The 20490-nt window shown below is 61.4% G+C and carries 20 protein-coding genes and 1 pseudogene; 12 read left to right on the top strand and 9 right to left on the bottom strand.

The annotated features are described in order from the left end of the window. Position 1: 1 nt before the first annotated feature. On the top strand, positions 2 to 874 hold the full coding sequence (locus KCG87_RS21465; RefSeq protein ID WP_210558844.1) for a LysR family transcriptional regulator: 873 nt from the start codon (positions 2 to 4) through the stop codon (positions 872 to 874). 140 nt (positions 875 to 1014) lie between these two features. On the opposite strand, the gene KCG87_RS21460 is transcribed toward KCG87_RS21465, so the two are convergent. Further along, a complete protein-coding gene (locus KCG87_RS21460) occupies positions 1015 to 2046 on the bottom strand; it encodes a LacI family DNA-binding transcriptional regulator (RefSeq protein ID WP_210558845.1) in 1032 nt (343 codons plus the stop codon). A 216-nt stretch (positions 2047 to 2262) separates the two neighbouring features. Here KCG87_RS21460 and KCG87_RS21455 point away from each other — a divergent pair, with 216 nt between their 5' ends. Both KCG87_RS21455 and KCG87_RS21450 read left to right on the top strand, forming a co-directional pair. Further along, positions 2263 to 2796, top strand: coding sequence for a gluconokinase (locus KCG87_RS21455; protein ID WP_027612589.1), 534 nt, complete (start codon positions 2263 to 2265; stop codon positions 2794 to 2796). Positions 2797 to 2878: 82 nt separating this feature from the next. Next, a complete protein-coding gene (locus KCG87_RS21450) occupies positions 2879 to 4234 on the top strand; it encodes a GntP family permease (protein WP_097085886.1) in 1356 nt (451 codons plus the stop codon). A 77-nt stretch (positions 4235 to 4311) separates the two neighbouring features. Here KCG87_RS21450 and KCG87_RS27515 read toward each other — a convergent pair. Beyond that, positions 4312 to 4443 (bottom strand): annotated as a pseudogene (locus KCG87_RS27515) (metal ABC transporter ATP-binding protein); the annotation flags it as partial. Further along, the gene (alaC, locus tag KCG87_RS21445) at positions 4415 to 5632 is read right to left on the bottom strand and encodes an alanine transaminase (RefSeq protein ID WP_095137080.1); all 1218 of its coding nucleotides are present in this window, start codon (positions 5630 to 5632) and stop codon (positions 4415 to 4417) included. The gene alaC and the pseudogene KCG87_RS27515, both read right to left, overlap by 29 nt. A gap of 137 nt (positions 5633 to 5769) precedes the next feature. On the opposite strand from alaC, the gene KCG87_RS21440 reads away from it, so the two are divergent. From KCG87_RS21440 to KCG87_RS21430, 3 genes are all read left to right on the top strand, one after another. Beyond that, positions 5770 to 6432 carry a LysE family transporter gene (locus KCG87_RS21440; protein WP_210558846.1) on the top strand — a complete coding sequence of 221 codons (663 nt, stop codon included), beginning with the start codon at positions 5770 to 5772 and terminating at the stop codon, positions 6430 to 6432. 68 nt (positions 6433 to 6500) lie between these two features. After that, positions 6501 to 6995: a GyrI-like domain-containing protein gene (locus KCG87_RS21435; protein WP_134787157.1), complete on the top strand. Its 495-nt coding sequence runs from the start codon at positions 6501 to 6503 to the stop codon at positions 6993 to 6995. A gap of 324 nt (positions 6996 to 7319) precedes the next feature. Beyond that, positions 7320 to 7808, top strand: coding sequence for an N-acetyltransferase (locus tag KCG87_RS21430; RefSeq protein ID WP_098965213.1), 489 nt, complete (start codon positions 7320 to 7322; stop codon positions 7806 to 7808). Positions 7809 to 7944: 136 nt separating this feature from the next. Here KCG87_RS21430 and KCG87_RS21425 read toward each other — a convergent pair whose 3' ends face one another. Continuing rightward, positions 7945 to 8550, bottom strand: coding sequence for a pyridoxamine 5'-phosphate oxidase family protein (locus KCG87_RS21425; protein WP_095137084.1), 606 nt, complete (start codon positions 8548 to 8550; stop codon positions 7945 to 7947). Positions 8551 to 8568: 18 nt separating this feature from the next. Beyond that, a complete protein-coding gene (locus tag KCG87_RS21420; protein WP_103368946.1) occupies positions 8569 to 9054 on the bottom strand; it encodes a GNAT family N-acetyltransferase in 486 nt (161 codons plus the stop codon). Positions 9055 to 9195: 141 nt separating this feature from the next. Here KCG87_RS21420 and KCG87_RS21415 point away from each other — a divergent pair, with 141 nt between their 5' ends. Genes KCG87_RS21415 through KCG87_RS21405 form a run of 3 tightly spaced genes read left to right on the top strand, consistent with a single transcriptional unit; the run spans position 9196 to position 11228 of the window. Continuing rightward, positions 9196 to 9621, top strand: coding sequence for a nuclear transport factor 2 family protein (locus KCG87_RS21415; protein ID WP_027612596.1), 426 nt, complete (start codon positions 9196 to 9198; stop codon positions 9619 to 9621). Between the two features lie 40 nt (positions 9622 to 9661). Next, positions 9662 to 10006 (top strand): YciI family protein, encoded by a 345-nt coding sequence (locus KCG87_RS21410; protein WP_134787154.1) that lies wholly within the window; start codon positions 9662 to 9664, stop codon positions 10004 to 10006. After that, positions 9999 to 11228 carry an RNA polymerase sigma factor gene (locus KCG87_RS21405; protein WP_210558847.1) on the top strand — a complete coding sequence of 410 codons (1230 nt, stop codon included), beginning with the start codon at positions 9999 to 10001 and terminating at the stop codon, positions 11226 to 11228. Before KCG87_RS21410 ends, KCG87_RS21405 begins: the two co-directional genes overlap by 8 nt. A 106-nt stretch (positions 11229 to 11334) precedes the next feature. Here the strand turns inward: KCG87_RS21405 and KCG87_RS21400 are convergent, their stop codons facing one another. After that, the gene (locus KCG87_RS21400; RefSeq protein ID WP_135296386.1) at positions 11335 to 12189 is read right to left on the bottom strand and encodes a LysR family transcriptional regulator; all 855 of its coding nucleotides are present in this window, start codon (positions 12187 to 12189) and stop codon (positions 11335 to 11337) included. 89 nt (positions 12190 to 12278) lie between these two features. Between KCG87_RS21400 and KCG87_RS21395 the strand changes: the two genes are divergently transcribed. Next, positions 12279 to 12716 (top strand): multidrug/biocide efflux PACE transporter, encoded by a 438-nt coding sequence (locus tag KCG87_RS21395; protein ID WP_210558848.1) that lies wholly within the window; start codon positions 12279 to 12281, stop codon positions 12714 to 12716. Between the two features lie 170 nt (positions 12717 to 12886). Here KCG87_RS21395 and KCG87_RS21390 read toward each other — a convergent pair whose 3' ends face one another. Beyond that, positions 12887 to 13642 carry an SDR family oxidoreductase gene (locus KCG87_RS21390; RefSeq protein WP_123588718.1) on the bottom strand — a complete coding sequence of 252 codons (756 nt, stop codon included), beginning with the start codon at positions 13640 to 13642 and terminating at the stop codon, positions 12887 to 12889. Positions 13643 to 13762: 120 nt separating this feature from the next. Between KCG87_RS21390 and KCG87_RS21385 the strand changes: the two genes are divergently transcribed. Next, positions 13763 to 14659 carry a LysR family transcriptional regulator gene (locus KCG87_RS21385; RefSeq protein WP_134787151.1) on the top strand — a complete coding sequence of 299 codons (897 nt, stop codon included), beginning with the start codon at positions 13763 to 13765 and terminating at the stop codon, positions 14657 to 14659. Between the two features lie 797 nt (positions 14660 to 15456). Here KCG87_RS21385 and KCG87_RS21380 read toward each other — a convergent pair. Together KCG87_RS21380 and KCG87_RS21375 are read right to left on the bottom strand one after the other, a co-directional pair. Beyond that, positions 15457 to 17073 (bottom strand): inorganic phosphate transporter, encoded by a 1617-nt coding sequence (locus KCG87_RS21380; protein ID WP_115989069.1) that lies wholly within the window; start codon positions 17071 to 17073, stop codon positions 15457 to 15459. 333 nt (positions 17074 to 17406) lie between these two features. Further along, entirely contained in the window at positions 17407 to 18429 is a 1023-nt protein-coding gene (locus KCG87_RS21375) for a transporter (RefSeq protein WP_183784307.1), read from the bottom strand. Positions 18430 to 18842: 413 nt separating this feature from the next. Between KCG87_RS21375 and KCG87_RS21370 the strand changes: the two genes are divergently transcribed. Continuing rightward, entirely contained in the window at positions 18843 to 20465 is a 1623-nt protein-coding gene (locus KCG87_RS21370; protein ID WP_098965194.1) for a methyl-accepting chemotaxis protein, read from the top strand. Positions 20466 to 20490: the final 25 nt, after the last annotated feature.

The following is a 20490-nucleotide window of genomic DNA, read 5'->3' as shown; positions in this document are numbered from 1 at the left end:
TTTGAATTTCAACAGCGACAGCATCGAATTGTTCCTCGCCGTGATTGAGCGCGGCTCCTTCTCTGCAGCCGCCCGCGCTTTGGGCCGGGTACCTTCCGCGGTCAGCATGGGCATCGGCAACCTTGAGGCGGAGCTTGGCTATGCCTTGTTCGATCGCAGCCACCGCGAACCGCAGCCGACAGCGATGGCGCTGTCACTGGTGCCCCACGCGCGGCTGATTGCCGAGCAGCTTAAGCAACTGCAGGTGCACGCGGTGGAGTTGTCCCTGGGGCTGGAGAGCAAGCTGTCGATTGGCGTGGTCGCGGACATTGACCGGCGCCGCTTGCTCGCCGCGATCAAGGTGATTGCCGAGCGCCATCCACTGCTCGACATCGAAGTGCTGACCGCGCCGCAGGACGATGTGCTGGCGATGCTGCACAGTGGCCGCGTCAGCGTGTGTCTGGCGTTCGCCGGGTTGAGCATGAACGTGCTGGAGCGTTTTCAGTTTGTCGGCAGCGAACGGATGATCGCCACGCTCGCGGCGGACAGTCCGTTGTTGCAGGGGCAGGATCTGTTTCTCGAAGACCTGGTGCATGTGCGGCAGATCTTCGTCGCCAGTCGCGACTTGCCGATCAGCGAAACCCGACCGCTGGTGGCCGAATCGCATTGGCGCACCGACACCCTGGAGACTGCGCTGGAGATGGTCGAGGCAGGGCTGGGCTGGGGCAATTTCCCGTTGTCGGTGGTGCAGCCGTGGCTGGACAGCGGGCGCTTGAAGCGACTGAATTTTCGCAACATCGAAAACGGCCTGGTACTGCCGGTGCACGCGGTGTGGCTCAAGAGCCAGCCGCTGCAAAAGGGCGCGTTAGCGCTCGTCGAACTGTTCAGCCACTGAACCCAACACAAACCCCCTGTAGGAGTGAGCCTGCTCGCGATAGCGTTGTGTCAGGCGATGCATGTGTTGAATGACACACCGCTATCGCGAGCAGGCTCACTCCTACAGGGGGTGTGTTTCAACTCAGCATTTGGGAAGGATCAGGTACTCTCGCGAATCTTTAGTTCAAAACCCATATCCTCAACCGGTCGCGTCACGCTGTTGCCCGCCATCAACGTCAACATTTGCTCCGCCGCACGCCGGCCGATCGCCTCGCGTGGGGTGTTGATGCTGCTCAGGCGCGGCACCATGTGTTCGGACATCGGCAAGTCGTTGAAGCCGAGAATCGCCACCTGCTCGGGGATCTTGATCCCGTTGCGCAGCGCCTCCAGCAGCGCACCCTGCGCCAGGTCGTCGTTGCCGAAGAAGATCGCATCCACATCCGGATGCGCCGCCAGCAGTTGCAGGAACAGTTCACCGCCCAGGCCCACGGACGAGGAGCGCGGGGTCAGCACTTCCAGATCCGGGTCGTAGCGCCCGGCCTTCTGCAGGGCTTTGCGGAAACCTTCACCGCGCAACAAGGTGCGCTGATCGAGTTGCGCACCGATGTAGGCCAGACGCTTGCGACCGCGCGAGAGCAAATGTTCGGCCGCGGTTTCGCCGGCGCTGAGCTGCGAGAAACCCACACAATTCACGCCGGCGGCGCTGTCCAGTTCCATCATGTACACGCAGGGAATATTGCTGGCCTCGATCATCCGCCGCGAACTTTCCGTGCGATCAAACCCGGTCAGCAGCAAACCACGCGGCTGATAAGCCATGTAGTTGCGCAGCAGGTTTTCTTCTTCATCGCGTGAGTAGTGGAAGTTGCCGATCAGTACTTCGAAGCCCTTGGGCGTGAGTACCCGATGAATGGCTTCCAGCGTATCGATGAACAACAGGTTGGACAGCGATGGCACCAGCACCACCACTGAATGGCTCTGCGCCGAGGCCAATGCGCGGGCGGCAGGGTTGACCACGTAGTTGAGTTCACTGGCGGCTTTCTGCACTTTTTCCACCAGTTCCGTGGCGACCGTGCTGACCCCGCGCAAGGCGCGGGAGGCGGTAATCGGGCTCACGCCGGCGAGGCGGGCAACTTCATTAAGGGTGGGACGGCCGGTGGTGCGAGTGTTTTTATCGTTTTTAGGGGTGGTCATCGGGCGGCTTGCCAAACAAAAATCAAGGCACTAAGGTAGCGCTGTCCTGATGCAGCTGCAAATGCGTAAGCGAGGTCCTGCCTGATCTCGCTTTTTGGCGTTGGGGCGCAAACCTGCTGCAACCCAAAAAAACGACAAGAAGGCGTCGGCAACTTCTGCCTGTGCACTAGAGTCATAGCTAGCAAAGGTAGCGCTGTCTGCGCGCTGAGGTGTTATATGAGTCATCCCATCACCGCCCTGGTCATCATGGGCGTTGCCGGTTGCGGCAAGACGTGCGTCAGCGAGGCCCTGTGCCAATTGAGCGGCGCCACTGCCATTGAAGGCGATACTTTTCATCCGGCCGCCAACATCGAAAAGATGAGCGCGGGGATCCCCCTGAACGACGACGACCGTGCCGGCTGGCTCGACAGCCTGTGCGATGAACTGCGTCGGGTCGATGCATCGGGTAAACGCCCGGTGCTGACCTGCTCGGCCCTTAAACACAGTTATCGCGAAGTGCTGCGCAGTGCCTTGCCGGGCCTGGGCTTCGTGTTTCTTGAGCTGACCCCGGAAGTGGCCGCCGACCGCGTATCGCATCGTCCGGGCCACTTTATGCCGGCAACGTTGATCGAAAGCCAGTTCGCCACCCTCGAATCACCAGTCGGCGAGCCGTTGACCCTGGCACTGAATGCTTCGATCCACAGCGTTGAAGAACTGGCGGCCCAGGCGCACGTCTGGTGGCAGGCCCATGGTCTGAAACAGGCGGTATGAGTGTGTTGAAAGAGCTAGCGCTGTCCTCACGAATTCTGTTTAACCCGCTTTAATAACAACAACAAGCCAGGAGACACCCCCAATGTTTGGCATGTCCCACGACGCCTACCTGCTGCTCGATGCAGTGGTCACGGTAATCGGCCTGATTATCCTGATCACCAAATTCAAGATTCACCCCTTTATCTCGCTGACCATCGCGGCCGCGTTCCTCGGCCTGACGTCCGGCATGCCGATCGGCACCATCATCAAGGCGTTCCAGGACGGCTTCGGTGGCGTGCTCGGTTTCGTCGGCATCATCCTCGCGCTGGGCACCATGCTCGGCAAAATGATGGCCGAATCCGGTGGTGCCGATCAGATCGCGCAGACCCTGATTCGCGCCTTCGGCAAGGACAAAGTGCAGTGGGCAATGATGTTCGCCGCGTTCCTCGTCGGTATTCCGCTGTTCTTTGAAATCGGCTTCGTGCTGCTGATTCCGCTGGTGTTCATCGTTGCCCGCCGCACCGGTGTGTCGATCATCAAGATCGGTATCCCGCTGCTCGCCGGCCTGTCCGCCGTACACGGTCTGGTGCCGCCGCACCCGGGCCCGCTGCTGGCGATCGGGGTGTTCGGCGCCGACATCGGCAAGACCATCCTCTACGGTCTGATCGTTGCGCTGCCGACCGCAATCATCGCCGGTCCGATCTTCGGTACCTTCATCGCCAAGCACATTCCCGGCACGCCGAATCAGGAGCTGGTCGATCAACTGGCCCGTGAAAGCGACGACTCAACCAAGTTGCCGAGCTTCAGCATCACCCTGATCACCGTGCTGCTGCCGGTGTTCCTGATGCTGCTGAAAACCTTCGCTGACGTGGCGCTGCCGGACGGTCACTTCTTCCGCACCTGGATGGACATGATCGGTCACCCGATCTCGGCACTGCTGCTGGCCTTGCTGCTGTCGCTGTACACCTTCGGTCACAAGCAGGGCATCGGTTCGCAGCAGATGCTCAAGTGGCTGGACGCGAGCCTGGCGCCGACCGCCGCGATCATCCTGATCATCGGTGCCGGTGGTGGCTTCAAGCAGATGCTGGTGACCAGTGGTGTGGGCGACGTGATCGGCCACATGGCAGTCAGCGCGCAGATCTCGCCGATCCTGCTGGCGTGGCTGGTGGCGGCGGTGATTCGTATCGCCACCGGTTCGGCCACCGTGGCGACCATCACGGGCGCCGGCATCGTGGTGCCGGTGGTGGGGATGATCCCGGGCGTCAACCGTGAGCTGCTGGTGCTGGCCACCGGTGCCGGTTCGTTGATCCTGTCCCACGTGAACGACGCCGGTTTCTGGCTGGTGAAGCAGTACTTCAACATGACCGTGGCCGAAACCTTCAAGACCTGGACCGCGATGGAAACCATCCTGTCGGTGGTGGGCCTGGGCTTTATCCTGCTGTTGTCGCTGTTCGTGTAAGCGATCACACAGACACAAAAAAACCGCAGCGATGCGGTTTTTTTGTGCCCGACGATATCAGGCTGAATGCATTACCCCTGTGGGAGCGGGCTTGCTCGCGAAAGCGGTGTATCAGTCGCTGAAAATGTTGACTGACACGACGCCTTCGCGAGCAAGCCCGCTCCCACAGGAGGATAGGTGTCAGGCAGTGGTTTTCGGGGCCAGGCCATCCGCCCGGAACATCCCGCGAATCCCGCGCACCGCCTGACGAATCCGATCCTGGTTCTCGATCAGCGCGAAGCGCACGTGATCATCGCCATACTCACCAAAACCCACCCCCGGCGAGACGCAGACCTTGGCCTCGGCCAGCAGCTTCTTGGCAAACTCCAGCGAACCCAGATGCGCATACGCCTCGGGAATCTTCGCCCAGACGTACATCGACGCCTTCGGATTCTCGACCATCCAGCCCAGCTCATGCAGGCCTTTGACCAGCACGTTGCGGCGCTGGCGATACTGCTCGGCGATGTCGCGCACGCATTGCTGATCGCCTTCGAGCGCGGCAATCGCCGCCACTTGCAGCGGAGTGAAGGTGCCGTAGTCGTGGTAGCTCTTGATCCGCGCCAGGGCGTTGACCAGTTCCGGGTTGCCAACCATGAAACCGATGCGCCAGCCGGCCATGTTGTAGCTCTTGGACAGGGTGAAAAACTCCACCGCGATGTCCTTGGCGCCCGGCACCTGCATGATCGACGGGGCTTTCCAGCCGTCGTAGACGATATCGGCGTACGCCAGGTCGTGAATCACCAGCACGTCGTACTGCTTGGCGAGGGCGATCACCCGTTCGAAGAAATCCAGCTCCACGCACTGCGCGGTGGGGTTGGACGGGAAACCGAGGATCATCATCTTCGGCTTGGGGATCGAACCGCGAATCGCCCGCTCCAGTTCATCGAAGAAGTCCACACCCGGCACCAGCGGTACCGAACGCACCTGGGCGCCGGCAATCACTGCGCCGTAGATGTGAATCGGGTAGCTCGGGTTCGGCACCAGCACCGTGTCGCCCTGATCCAGGGTCGCCAGCATCAAATGCGCCAGGCCTTCCTTGGAACCGATGGTGACGATGGCTTCGCTTTCCGGGTCGATGTCGACCGCGTAGCGTTGCTTGTACCAGTTGGAAATCGCCCGACGCAGGCGCGGAATGCCCTTGGAGGTGGAGTAACCGTGGGTGTCTTCGCGCTGTGCAACCTGCACCAGTTTTTCGACGATGTGCGGCGGTGTGGCCCCGTCGGGGTTGCCCATGCTCAAGTCGATGATGTCTTCACCACGACGCCGCGCGGCCATCTTCAGCTCGGCGGTGATGTTGAAAACGTAAGGGGGGAGTCGATCTATGCGCGCAAAGCGGCGCGGCGAACCTTGTTCAGCCATTGTTGCCTCGGATAACGTAAGCGCCCGGAACCGTCCGAGCGACGCTGGTCACTGCGGTGACCTGTGGCGGAAGATAAGGGCAGCGGTGGCAGACTGTCCAGCGTGCACGACAATAATTTTTTCCAAGGAAATGCTTAATGGAATTCACCAGCGGCTTCTTGCTGAGCCTTTCGCTGTGCCTGGACATCGGCGTAGCCAACATCGCAATGATCACCCTGGCGATGCAGCGCGGTTACTTTCAGGGCTTCGCGCTGGGCCTCGGCACTTGCGTCGGCGACCTGATCTACGCAGTGCTGGCGCTGGCCGGGATGACCGTGCTGCTGCAGTACGAAAGCGTGCGCTGGGTGCTGTGGATCGGCGGGTCGGTGCTGCTGATCTACTTCGCGGCGAAGATGATCTATTCAGCGATCCATCACGAAGCGCAGTTGGCAGCGACCGCGGAGGTCGGGCAGAACTCGCATCGCAAGGAGTTCTTCCGAGGGATCTTCCTCGCCATGTCCTCGCCCAGCGCGATCCTGTGGTTCGCCGCGGTTGGCGGCACCCTGATCGCCCGCTCCGGTGGCGGCGGCCCGCTCAGCTCGGCGCTGTTTCTCGGCGGTTTTCTCTGCGCCGGCCTGCTGTGGTCGGCCGGTCTGTGCTTTGCCGCAAGCCACGGCGGCAAGTTGCTCGGCGACAAGCTGTTGCGCTACTCCTACATGGCATCGGCGGCGATCTTCTGCTATTTCGCGGTTTACGTGATCGTATCCGGTTATAACGAGTTCGTTGGCTCCGGCGCTGCCGACCAGTTGCACGCCTTGTGACATTGCGAATCGGGTTTGGCTTCTATACTCAGCAGCCGAACCCCTAATTTTGTTCCAGGAGTCGAGTCATGGATGAGCAAAAACGCGTCGAAGTGGCGGAACCTCGCTTCGAACATGGACACTTCCTGCTGATCGCGGGATTTCGTGGTCGATTTACCCAGGACACGGCCAAGGACATCCCCGCGCTGTGGGAAAAGTTCTTGCCGCACCTGGGAAAGATACAGGGACAAAAAAACGAAGTGACCTACGGCGTCTGCAGCAATTTCGACGGCAAGGGTGGCTTCGATTACATCGCCGGGGTAGAAATCAGCAAGCTCGATGACCTCGACCAGAAGGTCTACCAGTGGGTCGAAGTGCTGCCCCGGCAGTACGCGGTGTTCGAGCACAAGGGACCGCTCGACCAGTTGCCGCAAACCCTGCAATACATCTACAAGACCTGGCTGCCGACCTCTCACTACGTGGAACTGAATGCCCCGGAACTGGAACGCTACAGCGCCGATTTCAATCCGCGACTGCACACCGGCAAACTGGAAATCTGCGTGCCGGTCGACAGCAAAACCTGAGTCCATGACGATGAGGCGGATCACTGATCCGCCTCATGTTGTTCAACCGCGCTTGCCCTTGCCCAGCCGTCGCGCCCGCAACAGGTCGATGCCCAGGGTGATAAAGCCGAACGTACTGATGCCCAACACCATCAACAAGCCGATTTCAACGCTGCTCATAAGCGGTTTCTCCCAAGGGTGATCAGAGACACAGCGCAGGAATAGCCCGTCAGCGGCACGAAGAAAAGCGCTTATACGCAGGCTTTACGCCCCCCGCGCGGATCGATATGAACACCTTATTCCTTTATGCTTTGCGCACTTTTCTCCGCTGATTTTCGAGCTGCCATGAACACCGTCATCCGCAACGTCACCGCCGCCGACCTGGATCGCTGCTACGCCATCGAAACCGTTGCCTACGAAGGCGATGAAGCCGCCACTCGCGAGAAGATCGCCACGCGCATCGCCACCTGGCCTGAGGGTTTCATCGTCGCCGAAGTAGACGGCGTAGTCGCCGGGTTCATCAACTCGGGCGCGGCGTTTGATGTGCAAATGTCCGACGAGGCGTTCAAGGAGCTGATCGGTCACGACCCGCAAGGGCCGAACGTGGTGATCATGTCGGTGGTGGTGCACCCGGACTATCAGGGCCAGGGTCTGGCCAAGCGACTGATGGCCGAGTTCATCGAGCGCATGCGAGGGATGGACAAGGCGACGATTCATCTGATGTGCAAGGAGAAGCACATTGCGCTGTATGCCGGGTTCGGCTTTGCCTACATCAAGCCGTCGGAGTCGGATCACGGCGGGATGGCGTGGCACGAGATGATCCTGACCCTCTGAAAATCGCTACAAGCCCAATGTGGGAGCGGGCTTGCTCGCGAAGGCGGTGTGTCAGTTGCCAATGATTTATCTGACACGACGCCTTCGCGGGCAAGCCCGCTCCCACAGGGGAGCAGTGGTGACTCGTTGATAGGTGTCAGTAGAGAGTGTCGCTTACTCTTTTCGGTGCTTCGCGGTCATAAGTTTCGGCATCGAACTGCCCGTCGTTCAAACGCTTGTGAAACGCGCCCGCAGAGGGCAGGGCCGAGCGCGGCAGGTGGGTTTCCGGGTTCCAGGCGTCAGAGCGCACAAAGGCTTTCGAGCAGTGGAAAAACGCCGCCTCTACCGTCACCAGCAACACCGTTTTCGCCGGTTTGCCGTTCACCGCAAAGCTTTCCAGCAGCTCAGGATCGGCGCTGATGGTCGCGGTGCCATTGACCCGCAACGTCTCGCCGATCCCCGGAATGATGAACAGCAGCGACACCCGTGGATCGTGCAGCACATTGCGCAGGGTATCGATGCGGTTGTTGCCCGGGCGGTCCGGCAGGGCCAGGGTGTTTTGGTCAATGATCCGCACGAACCCGGCTTTGTCACCGCGTGGCGAATTGTCGAGACCGTCGGCGCCCACCGAGCTGACGATCACCAGCGGCGACAGGCGCACCATCGCCTGATAATCCTCGTTGAGAAAACCGATCTGCTTGCGCACCGCGCGGTCGTGGGGCAGGCCGTAAATAGCTTCCAGTGCTTCGATTGAATCGATCATCGTGCATCCCTCGATGACTTAGAAAAACAGTCCCATACGCCGCTCGTAACCGATCCGGCCCTTGTACGCTTCGCCGCTGTCGACGAAACCGTGTTTGGCGTACAGCGCGATGGCGGCATCGTTATCGGCATCCACCGACAGTTCCAGCCCCTTGATCTCCGGCCATGCTTCACGCGCCACCTCGGGCAACGCTTGCAGGCAAGCCTTGCCGTAACCTTTGCCCTGGGCGCGGTGATCGACCTGCAAGGCGTGCAGGGTGGCGCTGTGTTCATCGGCCCAGTCCGGCAACACCGGTGGGCGCTTGAGCAGCAGAAAAGCCACCGGCACCTGATCGGCCAGCAGCGCGAAACCTTTGACGCCGGGGCCGGGTCTGGACAGCAGCGTGTGCAACGCGCCGTGAATGTCGCCGGAAAATTTGATCTGCTCGGGATGGATTTCAATCGCCTCGACCTGCTGACGCTGCAAGGCGTTCAGGCTGTCGTACGGCACGAGTTGGGCTGACACGGGAATTTCCTTTTTCCTACAAAGATGAGCCTCGGATTCTAGCGATTTTGTGTTCGGCGGAAATTTTTTGTTTCGTCTGTCGATCCGTACGATGGCCGAACGACTAAGGGTGTCTTCAGCACAAAAACCACGGAGAACACCATGAGCGCACAGACTGAAATCCAGACCCTGATCAACACCTACCGCGACGCGGTAATGACCAAGAACGTCGACAAGGTCATGACGTTGTACACCGACGACATCGTCTCCTTCGATGCGATCAAGGCCCTGCAATTCAAGGGCAAAGCGGCCTACCGTGCACATTGGGAAGCCTGCATGGAAATGTGTTCCGGCCCGCACGTTTTCGAGTTTCACGAGATCGCCATCGAGACCGCCGACAACCTCGCCTTCGCCCATTGGGTAACGCATTGCGGCGGCACCAACGACAAGGGCGAAACCCAGAGCTGCTGGATGCGCGCCACCGCGTGCTATCGGCAGGTCGGCGGGACGTGGAAGATCGCTCACGAGCACTGGTCGGCACCGTTCGATCCGATGAGCGGCAGCACGCTGTTCGATGTGCAACCCTGATCTTCAGCCATAGTTGATCCGTTCGAATCAGGAGAAAACCATGAAGTATTTATGCCTGGTCTACAGCGATGAGCGCCTGCTGCACAACTCGCCCGACAGCCCGGAAGACGCCGAGTGCTGGGCCTACGCCGAGTCGATTCAGGGCAGCGGGCGGATGGTCGCGGCCGAAGCGCTGGAGTCGGTGCAGACCGCAACCACCGTCCGGATGCGCAACGGCAAGCTGTCGATCACCGATGGCCCGTTCGCTGAAACCAAGGAGCAACTGGCCGGTTTCTACCTGATCGATGCCAAGGATCTCAACGAAGCGATTCAGGTCGCCGGCAATATTCCGGCGGCCCGGGTCGGCAGCGTTGAAGTGCGTCCGGTGCGGCAGTTGAATGTCTGAAGTCCGGGCGCGGGTCGAGCAGGTCTATCGCGAAGACTCGCGGCGGATTCTGGCGACCCTGATTCGCCTGCTCGGGGATTTCGACCTCGCCGAAGAAGCCTTGCACGAGGCGTTCTTCGTCGCGGTCGAGCGCTGGCAGCGCGACGGTGTGCCGGACAATCCGCGCACCTGGCTGGTGTCCACCGGGCGTTTCAAGGCCATCGATGTATTGCGCCGCCGCGCCCGCTTCAAGGCCTCGCAGCCGCTGTTGCTGGCGCAGCTCGAAGAATTGGAACAGGCCGACTGGAGTGGCGAAGACGTGGAAGACGACCGCCTGCGGCTGATCTTCACCTGCTGTCACCCGGCGCTGGCGGCGGATGCGCAGGTGCCGCTGACCCTGCGTGAAGTCTGCGACCTGACCACCGAGGAAATCGCCCGCGCGTTTCTCTCGGCACCGGCGGCGATTGCCCAGCGCATCGTCCGTGCCAAGGCGAAGATTCGCGATGCAAAAATCCCTTATCAAGTCCCCAGCCTGAGCGAACTGCCCGAGCGCCTCGACAGCGTGTTGCGGGTGATTTATCTGGTGTTCAACGAAGGCTATTCGGCATCGATGGGCGCCGAGCTGACCCGTGAGGATCTGACCCGCGAGGCGATTCGGCTTGGGCGGTTGCTGATGGAGTTGCTGCCGGAACCGGAGGTCATGGGCCTGCTGGCGTTGATGTTGTTGCATGAGTCGCGGCGGCCGGCGCGCACTTCGCCCAGTGGTGAACTGGTGCTGCTGGACGACCAGGATCGCTCGCGCTGGGATGCCGGGTTGATTGCTGAAGGTTGTGCGCTGGTGGAGCGGGCGCTGACCAACCGAAGGTTCGGGCCGTATTGCCTGCAAGCGGCGATCGCCGCGGTGCATGCCGAAGCGCCGTCAGCGGCAGAAACCGATTGGCAGCAGATCGTCGGGCTGTATGACGTGCTGTTGCGGGCGGTGCCGTCGCCGGTGATCGAGTTGAACCGCGCGGTGGCAGTGGCCAAGCGCGATGGGGCGCTGGCCGGGCTGACGCTGATCGAGGGAATTCTGGATCGCGGCGAGTTGCAGGATTACCACCTGGCGCATTCGGCGCGGGCGGAGTTTTGTCGGCAGTTGGGCCGGGTGGAGCAGGCGCGGGCGGCGTACTTGCGAGCACTGGAACTGACCCGGCAAGAGCCGGAGCGGCGGTTTATCGAGGGGCGGCTGAGCGAACTGGATTGATCCCAGGAATTCATTGGCAGTGCCGGCCCCTTCGCGAGCAAGCCCGCTCCCACAGGCGATCGCATTCCAACTGTGGGAGCGAGCTTGCTCGCGAATGGGCGCGCCGCTATTCCAGCATCTTGCTCAGCAACCAGCTCCCCGCCGGCCCCGGCGGATACAGCCGCGACCACAACGCATCGACATACACCGGCCGCGGCCAGCCGCGCACCGTCAGTTCCACCAGCGAGCCATTACCGAAACGCGCCACCAGCCAGCGCGGCAGCGCCGCCCAGCCAAAGCCCATCTCCGCCATTTCCATCAGCATCAGGTAACTCGGCGCCGACCACACCCGGCCCTTTGCCCGGCTGTCGTAGGGATTGACGATGGTCGCCAGGCGCAACTCGCGATGCTGCTCCAGCACCTGCTGGTCGACCCGTTCGACCCGGGTCAGCACATGATCATCTTTGACGAACAGCGCCAGGTCAGTGCGCTCGGCGACGGTCGAGGTCACCAGATCCGGCGGATAGGTGTCCTGCATTTCGGCAAACGCCAAGTGCGCGCGGCCACGCTGGACCAGTTCGATCAGGTCGTCACACTCGGCGATCAGGCATTCCAGTTCCAGGTCCGGGTAGCGCTGCTCGAAGCCGACCAGTGCCGCTTCAAATCGCGCTGACTGGTAGGTGTCGGAAATCGCCACGGTCAGCTTCGGCTCCACGCCTTGTGCCAGTTGCCGGGCGCTCATTTCCATACGACTGGTGGCCGCCAGAATCGCCTCGGCCCGTTGCAGCATCACATGACCGGCCGGGGTCAGCGTCGGTTTGCGGCTGCTGCGGTCGAACAGCACCAGATCCAGATCGATCTCAAGACTCGCCACTGCCGCACTGATGGTCGACTGACTGCGCCCCAGCTTGCGCGCCGCTGCCGAAAACGAACCCTGAGTGGCCGCTTGCACGAACGCCAACAGCACTTCTTGCGAAGCCATGAACTATCGCCTTGATCGATGGTTATTGGTTATGAAGTATCGGTATGAGGGCAGATTATGGCAACCCTCTTCACTCAAGGAGTCAGGCCATGACTGCCAACAAATCCATCACTGAACGTATTTTCCAGGCCATCGGTTTCGAGTTTCTGGCGATCCTGATCTGTACCCCGTTACTGGCGTGGATCATGGACAAACCGCTGCTGGACATGGGCGCGGTGACCGTGCTGATCGCTCTGCTGGCGCTGGCGTGGAACGTGCTGTTCAACGGCTTTTTCGACCGCATGCTCAAGCGCCTGAACGTCGCGCACAACGCCTGGACGCGGGTGGTCCATGCGCTGCTGTTTGAGGGCGGATTGATCGTGATGGGCGTGCCGCTGATCGCCTGGTGGTTGTCGGTCAGCCTGTGGCAGGCGTTCTTGCTCGACATCGGCGTGTTGCTGTTCTTCCTGCCGTACACCTATGTGTATCACTGGGGGTATGACGTGGTGCGCGAGCGCCTCGTGACCCGCCGGGTATGCGCGGGATAAGCACAACCTGTGGCGAATGCAAAACCTGTGGCGAGGGGATTTATCCCCGATGGGGCGCGTAGCGGCCCCTCTTTTTATCCAGAAAAGAAGGGCCTGCTGCGCAGTCCATCGGGGATAAATCCCCTCGCCACAGAGGCTCTCACCAAGAAAGTTTTTAGTGAATGGGGGGGTTAGAGGAACATTCCTCCCGATGCCTCGACCCGCTGCCCGTTGATCCACTGCGCACCCGGCGCCAGCAGCATCGACAGCGCGCCACCAATATCATCCGGCTGCCCGGCGCGACCCAGTGCGGTATTGCTCGCGACCATCGCGTTCAACGCCGCGTTGTCGCGCACCGCACCGCCACCAAAATCAGTCTCGATCGCGCCCGGCGCCAGAATATTCACGCCGATCTGCCGCGCACCCAGCTCCTTGGCCTGATAGCGGGTCAGCACTTCCATCGCGCCTTTCATCGCCGCGTAAGCGGCATAACCCGGCAGGCTGAAGCGGGTCAGGCCGCTGGAGATGTTGATGATGCGCCCGCCGTCATTGATCAGCGGCAGCAGTTGCTGAGTCAGGAAGAACGGCCCTTTGAGCTGGATATTCATCAGCAGGTCGAACTGTTCCGGGGTGGTCTCGGCGAACGCCGCGTGCACACCGATCCCGGCGTTGTTGATCAGGAAGTCGAAACGCGGACGGTCCAGTTGCTGCAACGCTTGTTCAACTCGTTTGGCGAAATCGGCAAAGGTTTCGCTGCGACCGACGTCCAGTTGCAGCATCACGGCTTTGGCACCGCGTTGTTCCAGTTCAGCCACCAGCGCCTGGGCTTCATCGGCGCGGCTGTTGTAGGTGCCGATGATGTCCACGCCTTCGGCGGCGAGGTGCAGGGCGGCGTTCTTGCCCAGGCCACGGCTGGCACCGGTGATCAATGCGATTTTGCGGCTCATGTGAAATCCTCGATTGCGGTGAGTGGTGATGAGCAAAGTTTATTTATCCGCCATGGGGTGATAAACAGACTGAAACCGGAATCACTGATCGACTCAGCCGAACAATCTACGGGTGTCCTCATGAACAAACTGGAACTGCTGCGCACCTTCGTCCGGGTCAGCGAACTGTCGAGTTTCACCCTGGCCGGCGAGAGTCTCGGGTTGCCGCGCTCGACGGTTTCCGAACATGTGCAGGCCCTGGAAACCCTGCTCGGCACGCGCCTGCTGCAACGCACCACGCGCAAGGTGCAGGCGACTCAGGACGGCCTGGTGCTGTATGAACGCAGCAAGGATCTGCTGTCGCACATGGACGAGATCGAGGGGCTGTTTCGGCAGGATCCGGCGTCGCTGAGCGGGCGGATTCGCGTCGACATGCCGAACATCCTCGCGCGGCGCCTGATCATGCCGCTGCTGCCGGAGTTCATGGCGCGCCACCCGAATCTGGAACTGGAAATCAGCAGCACCGACCGCCGTGTCGATCTGCTCAGCGAGGGTTTCGATTGCGTGGTGCGCATCGGCGCGCAGCCGGATCAATCGGTGGTGGCGCGGCACTTGGGCGACTTCCCGATGATCAACTGCGCCAGCCCGGCGTACCTTGAGCGCTACGGCGTGCCGCAGACGCTGGAGGATCTGGCGCAGCATCGGCTGGTGCACTACGTCGGCGTGCTAGGTTCGCGCTCGGAAGGGTTTGTGTATGAACAGGACGGACAGGTGCGGCGCCTGCCGATGGCTGGCAGCGTCACGGTCAACAGCACTGATGCTTACGAGTCGGCGTGCCTGGGCGGCTTCGGCCTGATCCAGGTGCCGCGCACCGGCATGCAGCCGCATCTGGACACCGGTGAGCTGCTGACTGTGCTGCCGCAGTTCACCGCGCCGGCGATGGCGATTTCAATCCTGTATGCACGGCAACGGCACTTGCCGCTGCGGGTGCGAGTGTTCATGGAGTGGTTGGGCGATGTCATCCGTTCCACTCTCTAATGCCTGACACAAATCAAACTGTGGGAGTGGGCTTGCCCACGAAGAGGCCGGCCCATTCAGCATCGATGTTGACTGATCTGACGCCTTCGCGAGCAAGCCCGCTCCCACAGGGGGGGGGGGCGGTGGGTGAAGTATTCGGGGCTGGTCGCGATCCAGGGTGGGAGTGGGCTTGCCCACGAAGAGGCCGGCCCATTCAGCATCGATGTTGACTGATCTGACGCCTTCGCGAGCAAGCCCGCTCCCACAGGGGTGGGCGGTGGGTGAAGTATTCGGGGCTGGTCGCGATCCAGGGTGGGAGTGGGCTTGCTCACGAAGAGGCCGGCCCATTCAGCATCATTGTTGACTGATCTGACGCCTTCGCGAGCAAGCCCGCTCCCACAGGGGTGGGCGGTGGGTGAAGTATTCGGGGCTGGTCGCGATCCAGGGTGGGAGTGGGCTTGCTCACGAAGAGGCCGGCCCATTCAGCATCGATGTTGACTGATCTGACGCCTTCGCGAGCAAGCCCGCTCCCACAGGGGGGGGCGGTGGGTGAAGTATTCGGGGCTGGTCGCGATCCAGGGTGGGAGTGGGCTTGCTCATGAAGAGGCCGGCCCATTCAGCATCATTGTTGACTGATCTGACGCCTTCGCGAGCAAGCCCGCTCCCACAGGGGGGGGGCGGTGGGTGAAGTATTCGGGGCTGGTCGCGATCCAGGGTGGGAGTGGGCTTGCTCACGAAGAGGCCGGCCCATTCAGCATCATTGTTGACTGACCTGACGCTTTCGCGAGCAAGCCCGCTCCCAAAGGGATCTAAGTCGATCAGAAGATCTGGGTGAACAGCCAATAGAGGCTGCCCGACAGCAGAATCGCCGCCGGCAAGGTCAGCACCCACGCCATCAGCAGATTGCGGATGGTCTTCATCTGCAAACCACCGCCATTGGCGACCATGGTGCCGGCCACACCCGATGACAGCACATGGGTGGTCGAGACCGGCAAACCGAACATGTCCGCCGCGCCGATGGTCAGCATCGCCACGGTTTCCGCCGAGGCGCCCTGGGCGTAGGTCAGGTGGGTCTTGCCGATCTTTTCGCCGACCGTCACCACAATTCGTTTCCAGCCAACCATGGTGCCGAGGCCCAGGGCGATGGCCACGGCGATCTTCACCCACAGCGGGATAAAGCGCGTGGCGTTGTCGATCTGCTGTTTGAACAGTTGCAGTTTGTCAGTGGTGTCGGCGTCGAAATTGCCGACCTTGTTTTTGTCCATCAGGCGAATGCTTTCGCTGGCCAGGTACATGTCGTTACGCACGTTGCCCATGGCCTCGGCCGGGACTTTCGACAGCGAGCCATAGCCTTTCACCTCCTCGCCAATATGCCCGGTGAGAGCGGCGAGGGCGGGGATCAGTTGCGGCGTGGCTTGCTTGCTGCGCACGTAATCGGACAGTACCGGACGCGGATCCACCGGGGCTGGCAGCGGGGTGTTTTTCACCAGCGCTTGCTGGGTGACTTCGGCGACGGCAGCGAACTGCAGCGCCTGATCGGCGGGCATGGTGCGGTTCAACGCGTAAGCCATCGGCAAGGTGCCAACCAGAATCAGCATGATCAGACCCATGCCTTTCTGCCCGTCGTTGGAGCCGTGGGCGAAAGACACACCGGTGCAGGTGGCGATCAGCAAACCGCGAATCCACCACGGTGGCGGGTTGTTGCCTTCCGGCGCCTTGTACAGCGCGCGATTCTTGATGAAGGCGCGCATGGCCAGCAGCAACAGCGCCGCGCAGCCGAAGCCCACCAGCGGCGACAGCAGCAGGGCGTAACCGATCTTGGTCGCCTGCGCCCAGTCCACGCCGCTGGTGCCGTCGCGTCCGTGCATCAAGGCATTGGCCACGCCGACGCCGATGATCGAACCGATCAGCGTGTGGGAAGAGGAGGCCGGCAGGCCCAGCCACCAGGTGCCGAGGTTCCACAGGATCGCCGCGATCAACAGGGCGAAGATCATCGCGAAACCGGCGGACGAACCGACCTGCAGAATCAGCTCCACCGGCAGCAGGGCGATGATGCCGAACGCCACCGCGCCACTGGACAGCAACACCCCGAGGAAGTTGAAGAAGCCCGACCAGACCACCGCCACATTCGGCGGCAGCGAGTGGGTGTAGATCACCGTCGCGACCGCGTTGGCGGTGTCGTGGAAACCGTTGACGAACTCAAAGCCCAGCGCAATCAGCAGCGCCACGCCGAGCAGCAAAAACGGGGTCCAGGTGGTGACGGTGGTGCCCAGCTCATGCATGTCGTGCATCAGGCTGTAAGCGGTGAACAGCATCCCCATCGCGAGCACCGCGAAGAACACCACGTAAGTGAACGGCCCGGGTTTTTTATCAAGTGCCGGCCGGCCGCCGTGGGCGGACGTGGGGCGGGCGGCGGTCAGGGAGGGAGTAGCCATGAGCGGACAATCCTGATCGAGGGAAGGAGTGTCGGTCATGATCGTTGCTAAATATTACAGAGAGACTGCGGCAGGTCAGTGTTTGGCGGATTAGCTCACCGCTGATCTGTTGAGCCCATTCCTGAGTGCAGGAGGGGAAGTTGATTTAAGGTGAGCTGTTTGTGGTGAGGGGATTTATCCCCGATGGGTTGCGAAGCAGCCCCAAAAACCATTCATCTCGGTTTATCAGCTAAAACGCGTCCACCGGATATACGACTGCTACGCAGCCGATCGGGGATAAATCCCCTCGCCACAGGACCTCTGTCACCACAATGGATCTGTGGTGGGCAAGGGTCAGTAATCCCCACGCTTGCGAAACGCCCAGCGCCCGGCAATCACGGTAAACGTCGCGACCAGCGCCACCAATATCCAGAACCCCTCGGGATCCGTCGCCAGTGGCACTCCCCCCACGTTCATGCCGAAGAAACCGGCAATGATGTTGATCGGCAGCGCCAGCACCGTGACCACGGTCAGGGTGAATAGTGTGCGGTTGCTCTGTTCGTTGAGGTTGGCGGCGATTTCTTCCTGGAGCAGTTTGATCCGCTCGCCGAGGGCGGTGAGGTCGTTGATGATCAGCGCGAACTCCTCGGTGGATTTGCGCAGCTCCTTGACGTCCTCCTTCTGCAGCCACGGCGGCGGACGGTTGAGCAGGCGCAGCAGCGAACCCGGCTCCAGCGCCAGCAGCCGTTGCAGGCGCACCAGTACCCGGCGATTGGCGCCGAGTTCGGCGCGGTTGGTCGACAGCCGTGAGGAGAGCAATTCGTCCTCGACCTGATCGACGCTCATGCTGGTCTTGCGCACGATCTGCGTCAGCACTTCGCCCTGATCACGCAGCAAGTGCACCAGCAGTTCCGACGGCGAGCGAAAGCATTCGCCGGCCTTCACCGACGAACGCAATTTGTCCACCGAGTGCAGCGGTTGCAGGCGTGCGCTGACGATCAGTTTGCTGCGCACGCAGACCCACAGCGTCGACACGTCTGAGGAAACCATGCTGCTGAGGTTGAACACCACGTCGTTGACCACTGCCAGCAACGCCGAATCAACGTGTTCGATGCGCGTCGAGCGCGAACCTTCGTGCAGCGCCTCGAAAAACTCTTCGGGCAATTGCAGATGACTTTTCATCCAGCGCTCGCACGCGGCGTGCGCCAGGTTCAGGTGCAGCCAGAGGAATTCATCACTGTCGCTGTCGTCTTGCAGACAACGCAGGGCGGTCGCCGAATCGACTTCGCGGCCACGTTCACCGGGACGAAAACGGAAGCCGTAAAGCAGACCGAACAAATCAGGATCGCGATGACTGAGGTCGAGGCTGTGGTTCATGGAGGCTCGCTGCGAGGAGGGCGCGTCGGTCGCGGAATGGCAGGTTCACTGAGCCGCATCATCGCAATCACACATGACGCTTGTGTGACTGCAAAATGACAGTGATCGTGATCATTACCGGCAATCCTGTGGGAGGGGGCTTGCTCCCGAATGCGGATGATCATTGAGTGATGATGTGGATGACACGCCGCTTTCGCGAGCAAGCCCGCTCCCACCCCTGGGCCATGGTCGATCACAGTCTCTTAATTCACCTACCAATGGTCGGATTTTCTTCAAGAAGCGCTCTGGTACGCCGATCACGCTTGGGTTACGTTGCGCGCGCTTGGCCATGAGCCAAGGCTCGCCGACACGGATGTCCGGCAAAATTCCACGCCTTACCGGGCGTGCCTCATCCCTGTCCTGAGTATCTCGCGATGCTGCAAAAATCCTTGAGAGCACAAATTCTCGCCCTGCTGGGCGGCAGCCTGCTGGCGATGCTGTTGATCGCACTGGCCTGCTTTCATTTCCTGTCCAACGGCGTGCAGAACTACAGCCAGTTGATCGCCGGCCCCTTGCACACCTCACAATTGATTGACGAGGCCAACCTGCAATTCAAGGTGCAGGTGCAGGAGTGGAAAAACGTCTTGCTGCGCGGCAAGCAACCGGCGGACCTAGCCAAGTACTGGAGCCAGTTCGAAGATCGTCAGCGCGATGTGCAGAACATTCTCGGTGAACTGGCCGGTCAGAAAGGCCTTGAGCCGGCGCTGAAATCCCGCATCGAACGCTTGCGTGATGAGCACCGCCAACTCGGCAGCGCCTACCAGAAGGGCCGCGATGCCTATGTCGCTGCGGGTGCCGATCCAACGGCTGGCGACAGCGCCGTCAAAGGCGTGGACCGCGCCACCAGCGATCAGATGAGCGAACTGGTCGCCGAGCTGCGCAAGCAGGGCACCGAACAGTCGGCGCAAATCAGCGCCAGTGCCGACAGCACCGTGCTGCTGGGGATACTGGTGATGCTCGGCTCGGGTCTGCTGATCGGCTTGCTGAGCCTGTGGCTGGTCAACCGCAACCTGATCGAGCCGATCCGCAAGCTGATCGACTACGTCACCCAGTTGAGCCGTGGGCGCCTAGCCGAACGCGTTGCCAACGACCGTCAGGACGAGTTGGGCAACCTCGCCGCCGCGGCCAATACCCTGCGTGATTTCCTCGCCGAAACCTTCACTCATCTGCAACGCAGCGCCAGTGATCTGGACAGCGCCAGCGGCGAACTGAATGCGATCGCCACGACCATGGCCGGCGGCACCAACGAGCAGTTCAACCGCACCGATCAGGTGGCCACGGCGATGAACGAAATGTCTGCCACTGCCCAGGAAGTCGCCCGTCACGCGGCGGATGCGGCGCGCGCCGCCGACGATGCCGACCAGTCTGCCCAGCAGGGTGAAAAGGTCATGCAGGGCACCATCCACACCATCACTAAGATGCGTGGCGAAATTGCCAACACCGCTGAAGTGATTCGTCGTCTGGAAAGCGACAGCGGCCGCATCGGCAAGGTGCTGGAAGTGATTCGCGGCATCGCCGAGCAGACCAACCTGCTGGCGCTTAACGCGGCGATTGAAGCGGCGCGGGCCGGTGAAGCCGGACGCGGTTTTGCGGTGGTCGCTGACGAGGTGCGCAATCTGGCGCAGCGTACGGCCGAGTCGATCATCGAGATCAACCAGATCATTCAAAACGTGCAGACCGGTGCCGTGGACGCTGCGCAAGCGATCGAAAGCGGTCAGGCGCGCAGCGACGAAAGCGTCGAGCAAGTGACTCAGGCCGGTGCGATGCTGGAGCGCATCACCCACGCCGTGGAAGCGATCCGCGACATGAACCGCCAGATCGCCACCGCCGCCGAAGAGCAGACCTCGGTGGCCGAAGACATCTCGCGCAACCTGACCGAGATCACGTCCATCGCCAGCACCAACCTCAACAGCGTGCAGCGCACCGAAAGCGCCAGCCAGAACCTGCATGGCCTGTCCGGGCAACTCAATGAAGTCACCGCGCGCCTGAGCGCCTGACGTCCGCCGACGTGTACCGGTTCGG

The sequence above is a fragment of the Pseudomonas sp. MWU347 genome (assembly GCF_017947305.1).
Classification (GTDB): domain Bacteria; phylum Pseudomonadota; class Gammaproteobacteria; order Pseudomonadales; family Pseudomonadaceae; genus Aquipseudomonas; species Aquipseudomonas putida_A.
The sequence above is the reverse complement of the archived record's forward strand: the minus strand, read 5'-3'. Positions and strand labels throughout refer to the sequence as shown.

What these genes read in the sequence shown, in the direction of transcription:
- KCG87_RS21400 (WP_135296386.1), bottom strand. Translation starts at nt 12,189, where the DNA reads ATGGCTTCGCAAGAAGTGCTGTTGGCGTTCGTGCAAGCGGCCACTCAG.
- KCG87_RS21430 (WP_098965213.1), top strand. Translation starts at nt 7,320, where the DNA reads ATGAACACCGTCATCCGCAACGTCACCGCCGCCGACCTGGATCGCTGC.
- KCG87_RS21425 (WP_095137084.1), bottom strand. Translation starts at nt 8,550, where the DNA reads ATGATCGATTCAATCGAAGCACTGGAAGCTATTTACGGCCTGCCCCAC.
- KCG87_RS21415 (WP_027612596.1), top strand. Translation starts at nt 9,196, where the DNA reads ATGAGCGCACAGACTGAAATCCAGACCCTGATCAACACCTACCGCGAC.
- KCG87_RS21370 (WP_098965194.1), top strand. Translation starts at nt 18,843, where the DNA reads ATGCTGCAAAAATCCTTGAGAGCACAAATTCTCGCCCTGCTGGGCGGC.
- KCG87_RS21455 (WP_027612589.1), top strand. Translation starts at nt 2,263, where the DNA reads ATGAGTCATCCCATCACCGCCCTGGTCATCATGGGCGTTGCCGGTTGC.
- KCG87_RS21390 (WP_123588718.1), bottom strand. Translation starts at nt 13,642, where the DNA reads ATGAGCCGCAAAATCGCATTGATCACCGGTGCCAGCCGTGGCCTGGGC.
- KCG87_RS21380 (WP_115989069.1), bottom strand. Translation starts at nt 17,073, where the DNA reads ATGGCTACTCCCTCCCTGACCGCCGCCCGCCCCACGTCCGCCCACGGC.
- KCG87_RS21450 (WP_097085886.1), top strand. Translation starts at nt 2,879, where the DNA reads ATGTTTGGCATGTCCCACGACGCCTACCTGCTGCTCGATGCAGTGGTC.
- KCG87_RS21375 (WP_183784307.1), bottom strand. Translation starts at nt 18,429, where the DNA reads ATGAACCACAGCCTCGACCTCAGTCATCGCGATCCTGATTTGTTCGGT.
- KCG87_RS21405 (WP_210558847.1), top strand. Translation starts at nt 9,999, where the DNA reads ATGTCTGAAGTCCGGGCGCGGGTCGAGCAGGTCTATCGCGAAGACTCG.
- KCG87_RS21410 (WP_134787154.1), top strand. Translation starts at nt 9,662, where the DNA reads ATGAAGTATTTATGCCTGGTCTACAGCGATGAGCGCCTGCTGCACAAC.
- KCG87_RS21460 (WP_210558845.1), bottom strand. Translation starts at nt 2,046, where the DNA reads ATGACCACCCCTAAAAACGATAAAAACACTCGCACCACCGGCCGTCCC.
- alaC (WP_095137080.1), bottom strand. Translation starts at nt 5,632, where the DNA reads ATGGCTGAACAAGGTTCGCCGCGCCGCTTTGCGCGCATAGATCGACTC.
- KCG87_RS21395 (WP_210558848.1), top strand. Translation starts at nt 12,279, where the DNA reads ATGACTGCCAACAAATCCATCACTGAACGTATTTTCCAGGCCATCGGT.
- KCG87_RS21440 (WP_210558846.1), top strand. Translation starts at nt 5,770, where the DNA reads ATGGAATTCACCAGCGGCTTCTTGCTGAGCCTTTCGCTGTGCCTGGAC.
- KCG87_RS21435 (WP_134787157.1), top strand. Translation starts at nt 6,501, where the DNA reads ATGGATGAGCAAAAACGCGTCGAAGTGGCGGAACCTCGCTTCGAACAT.
- KCG87_RS21385 (WP_134787151.1), top strand. Translation starts at nt 13,763, where the DNA reads ATGAACAAACTGGAACTGCTGCGCACCTTCGTCCGGGTCAGCGAACTG.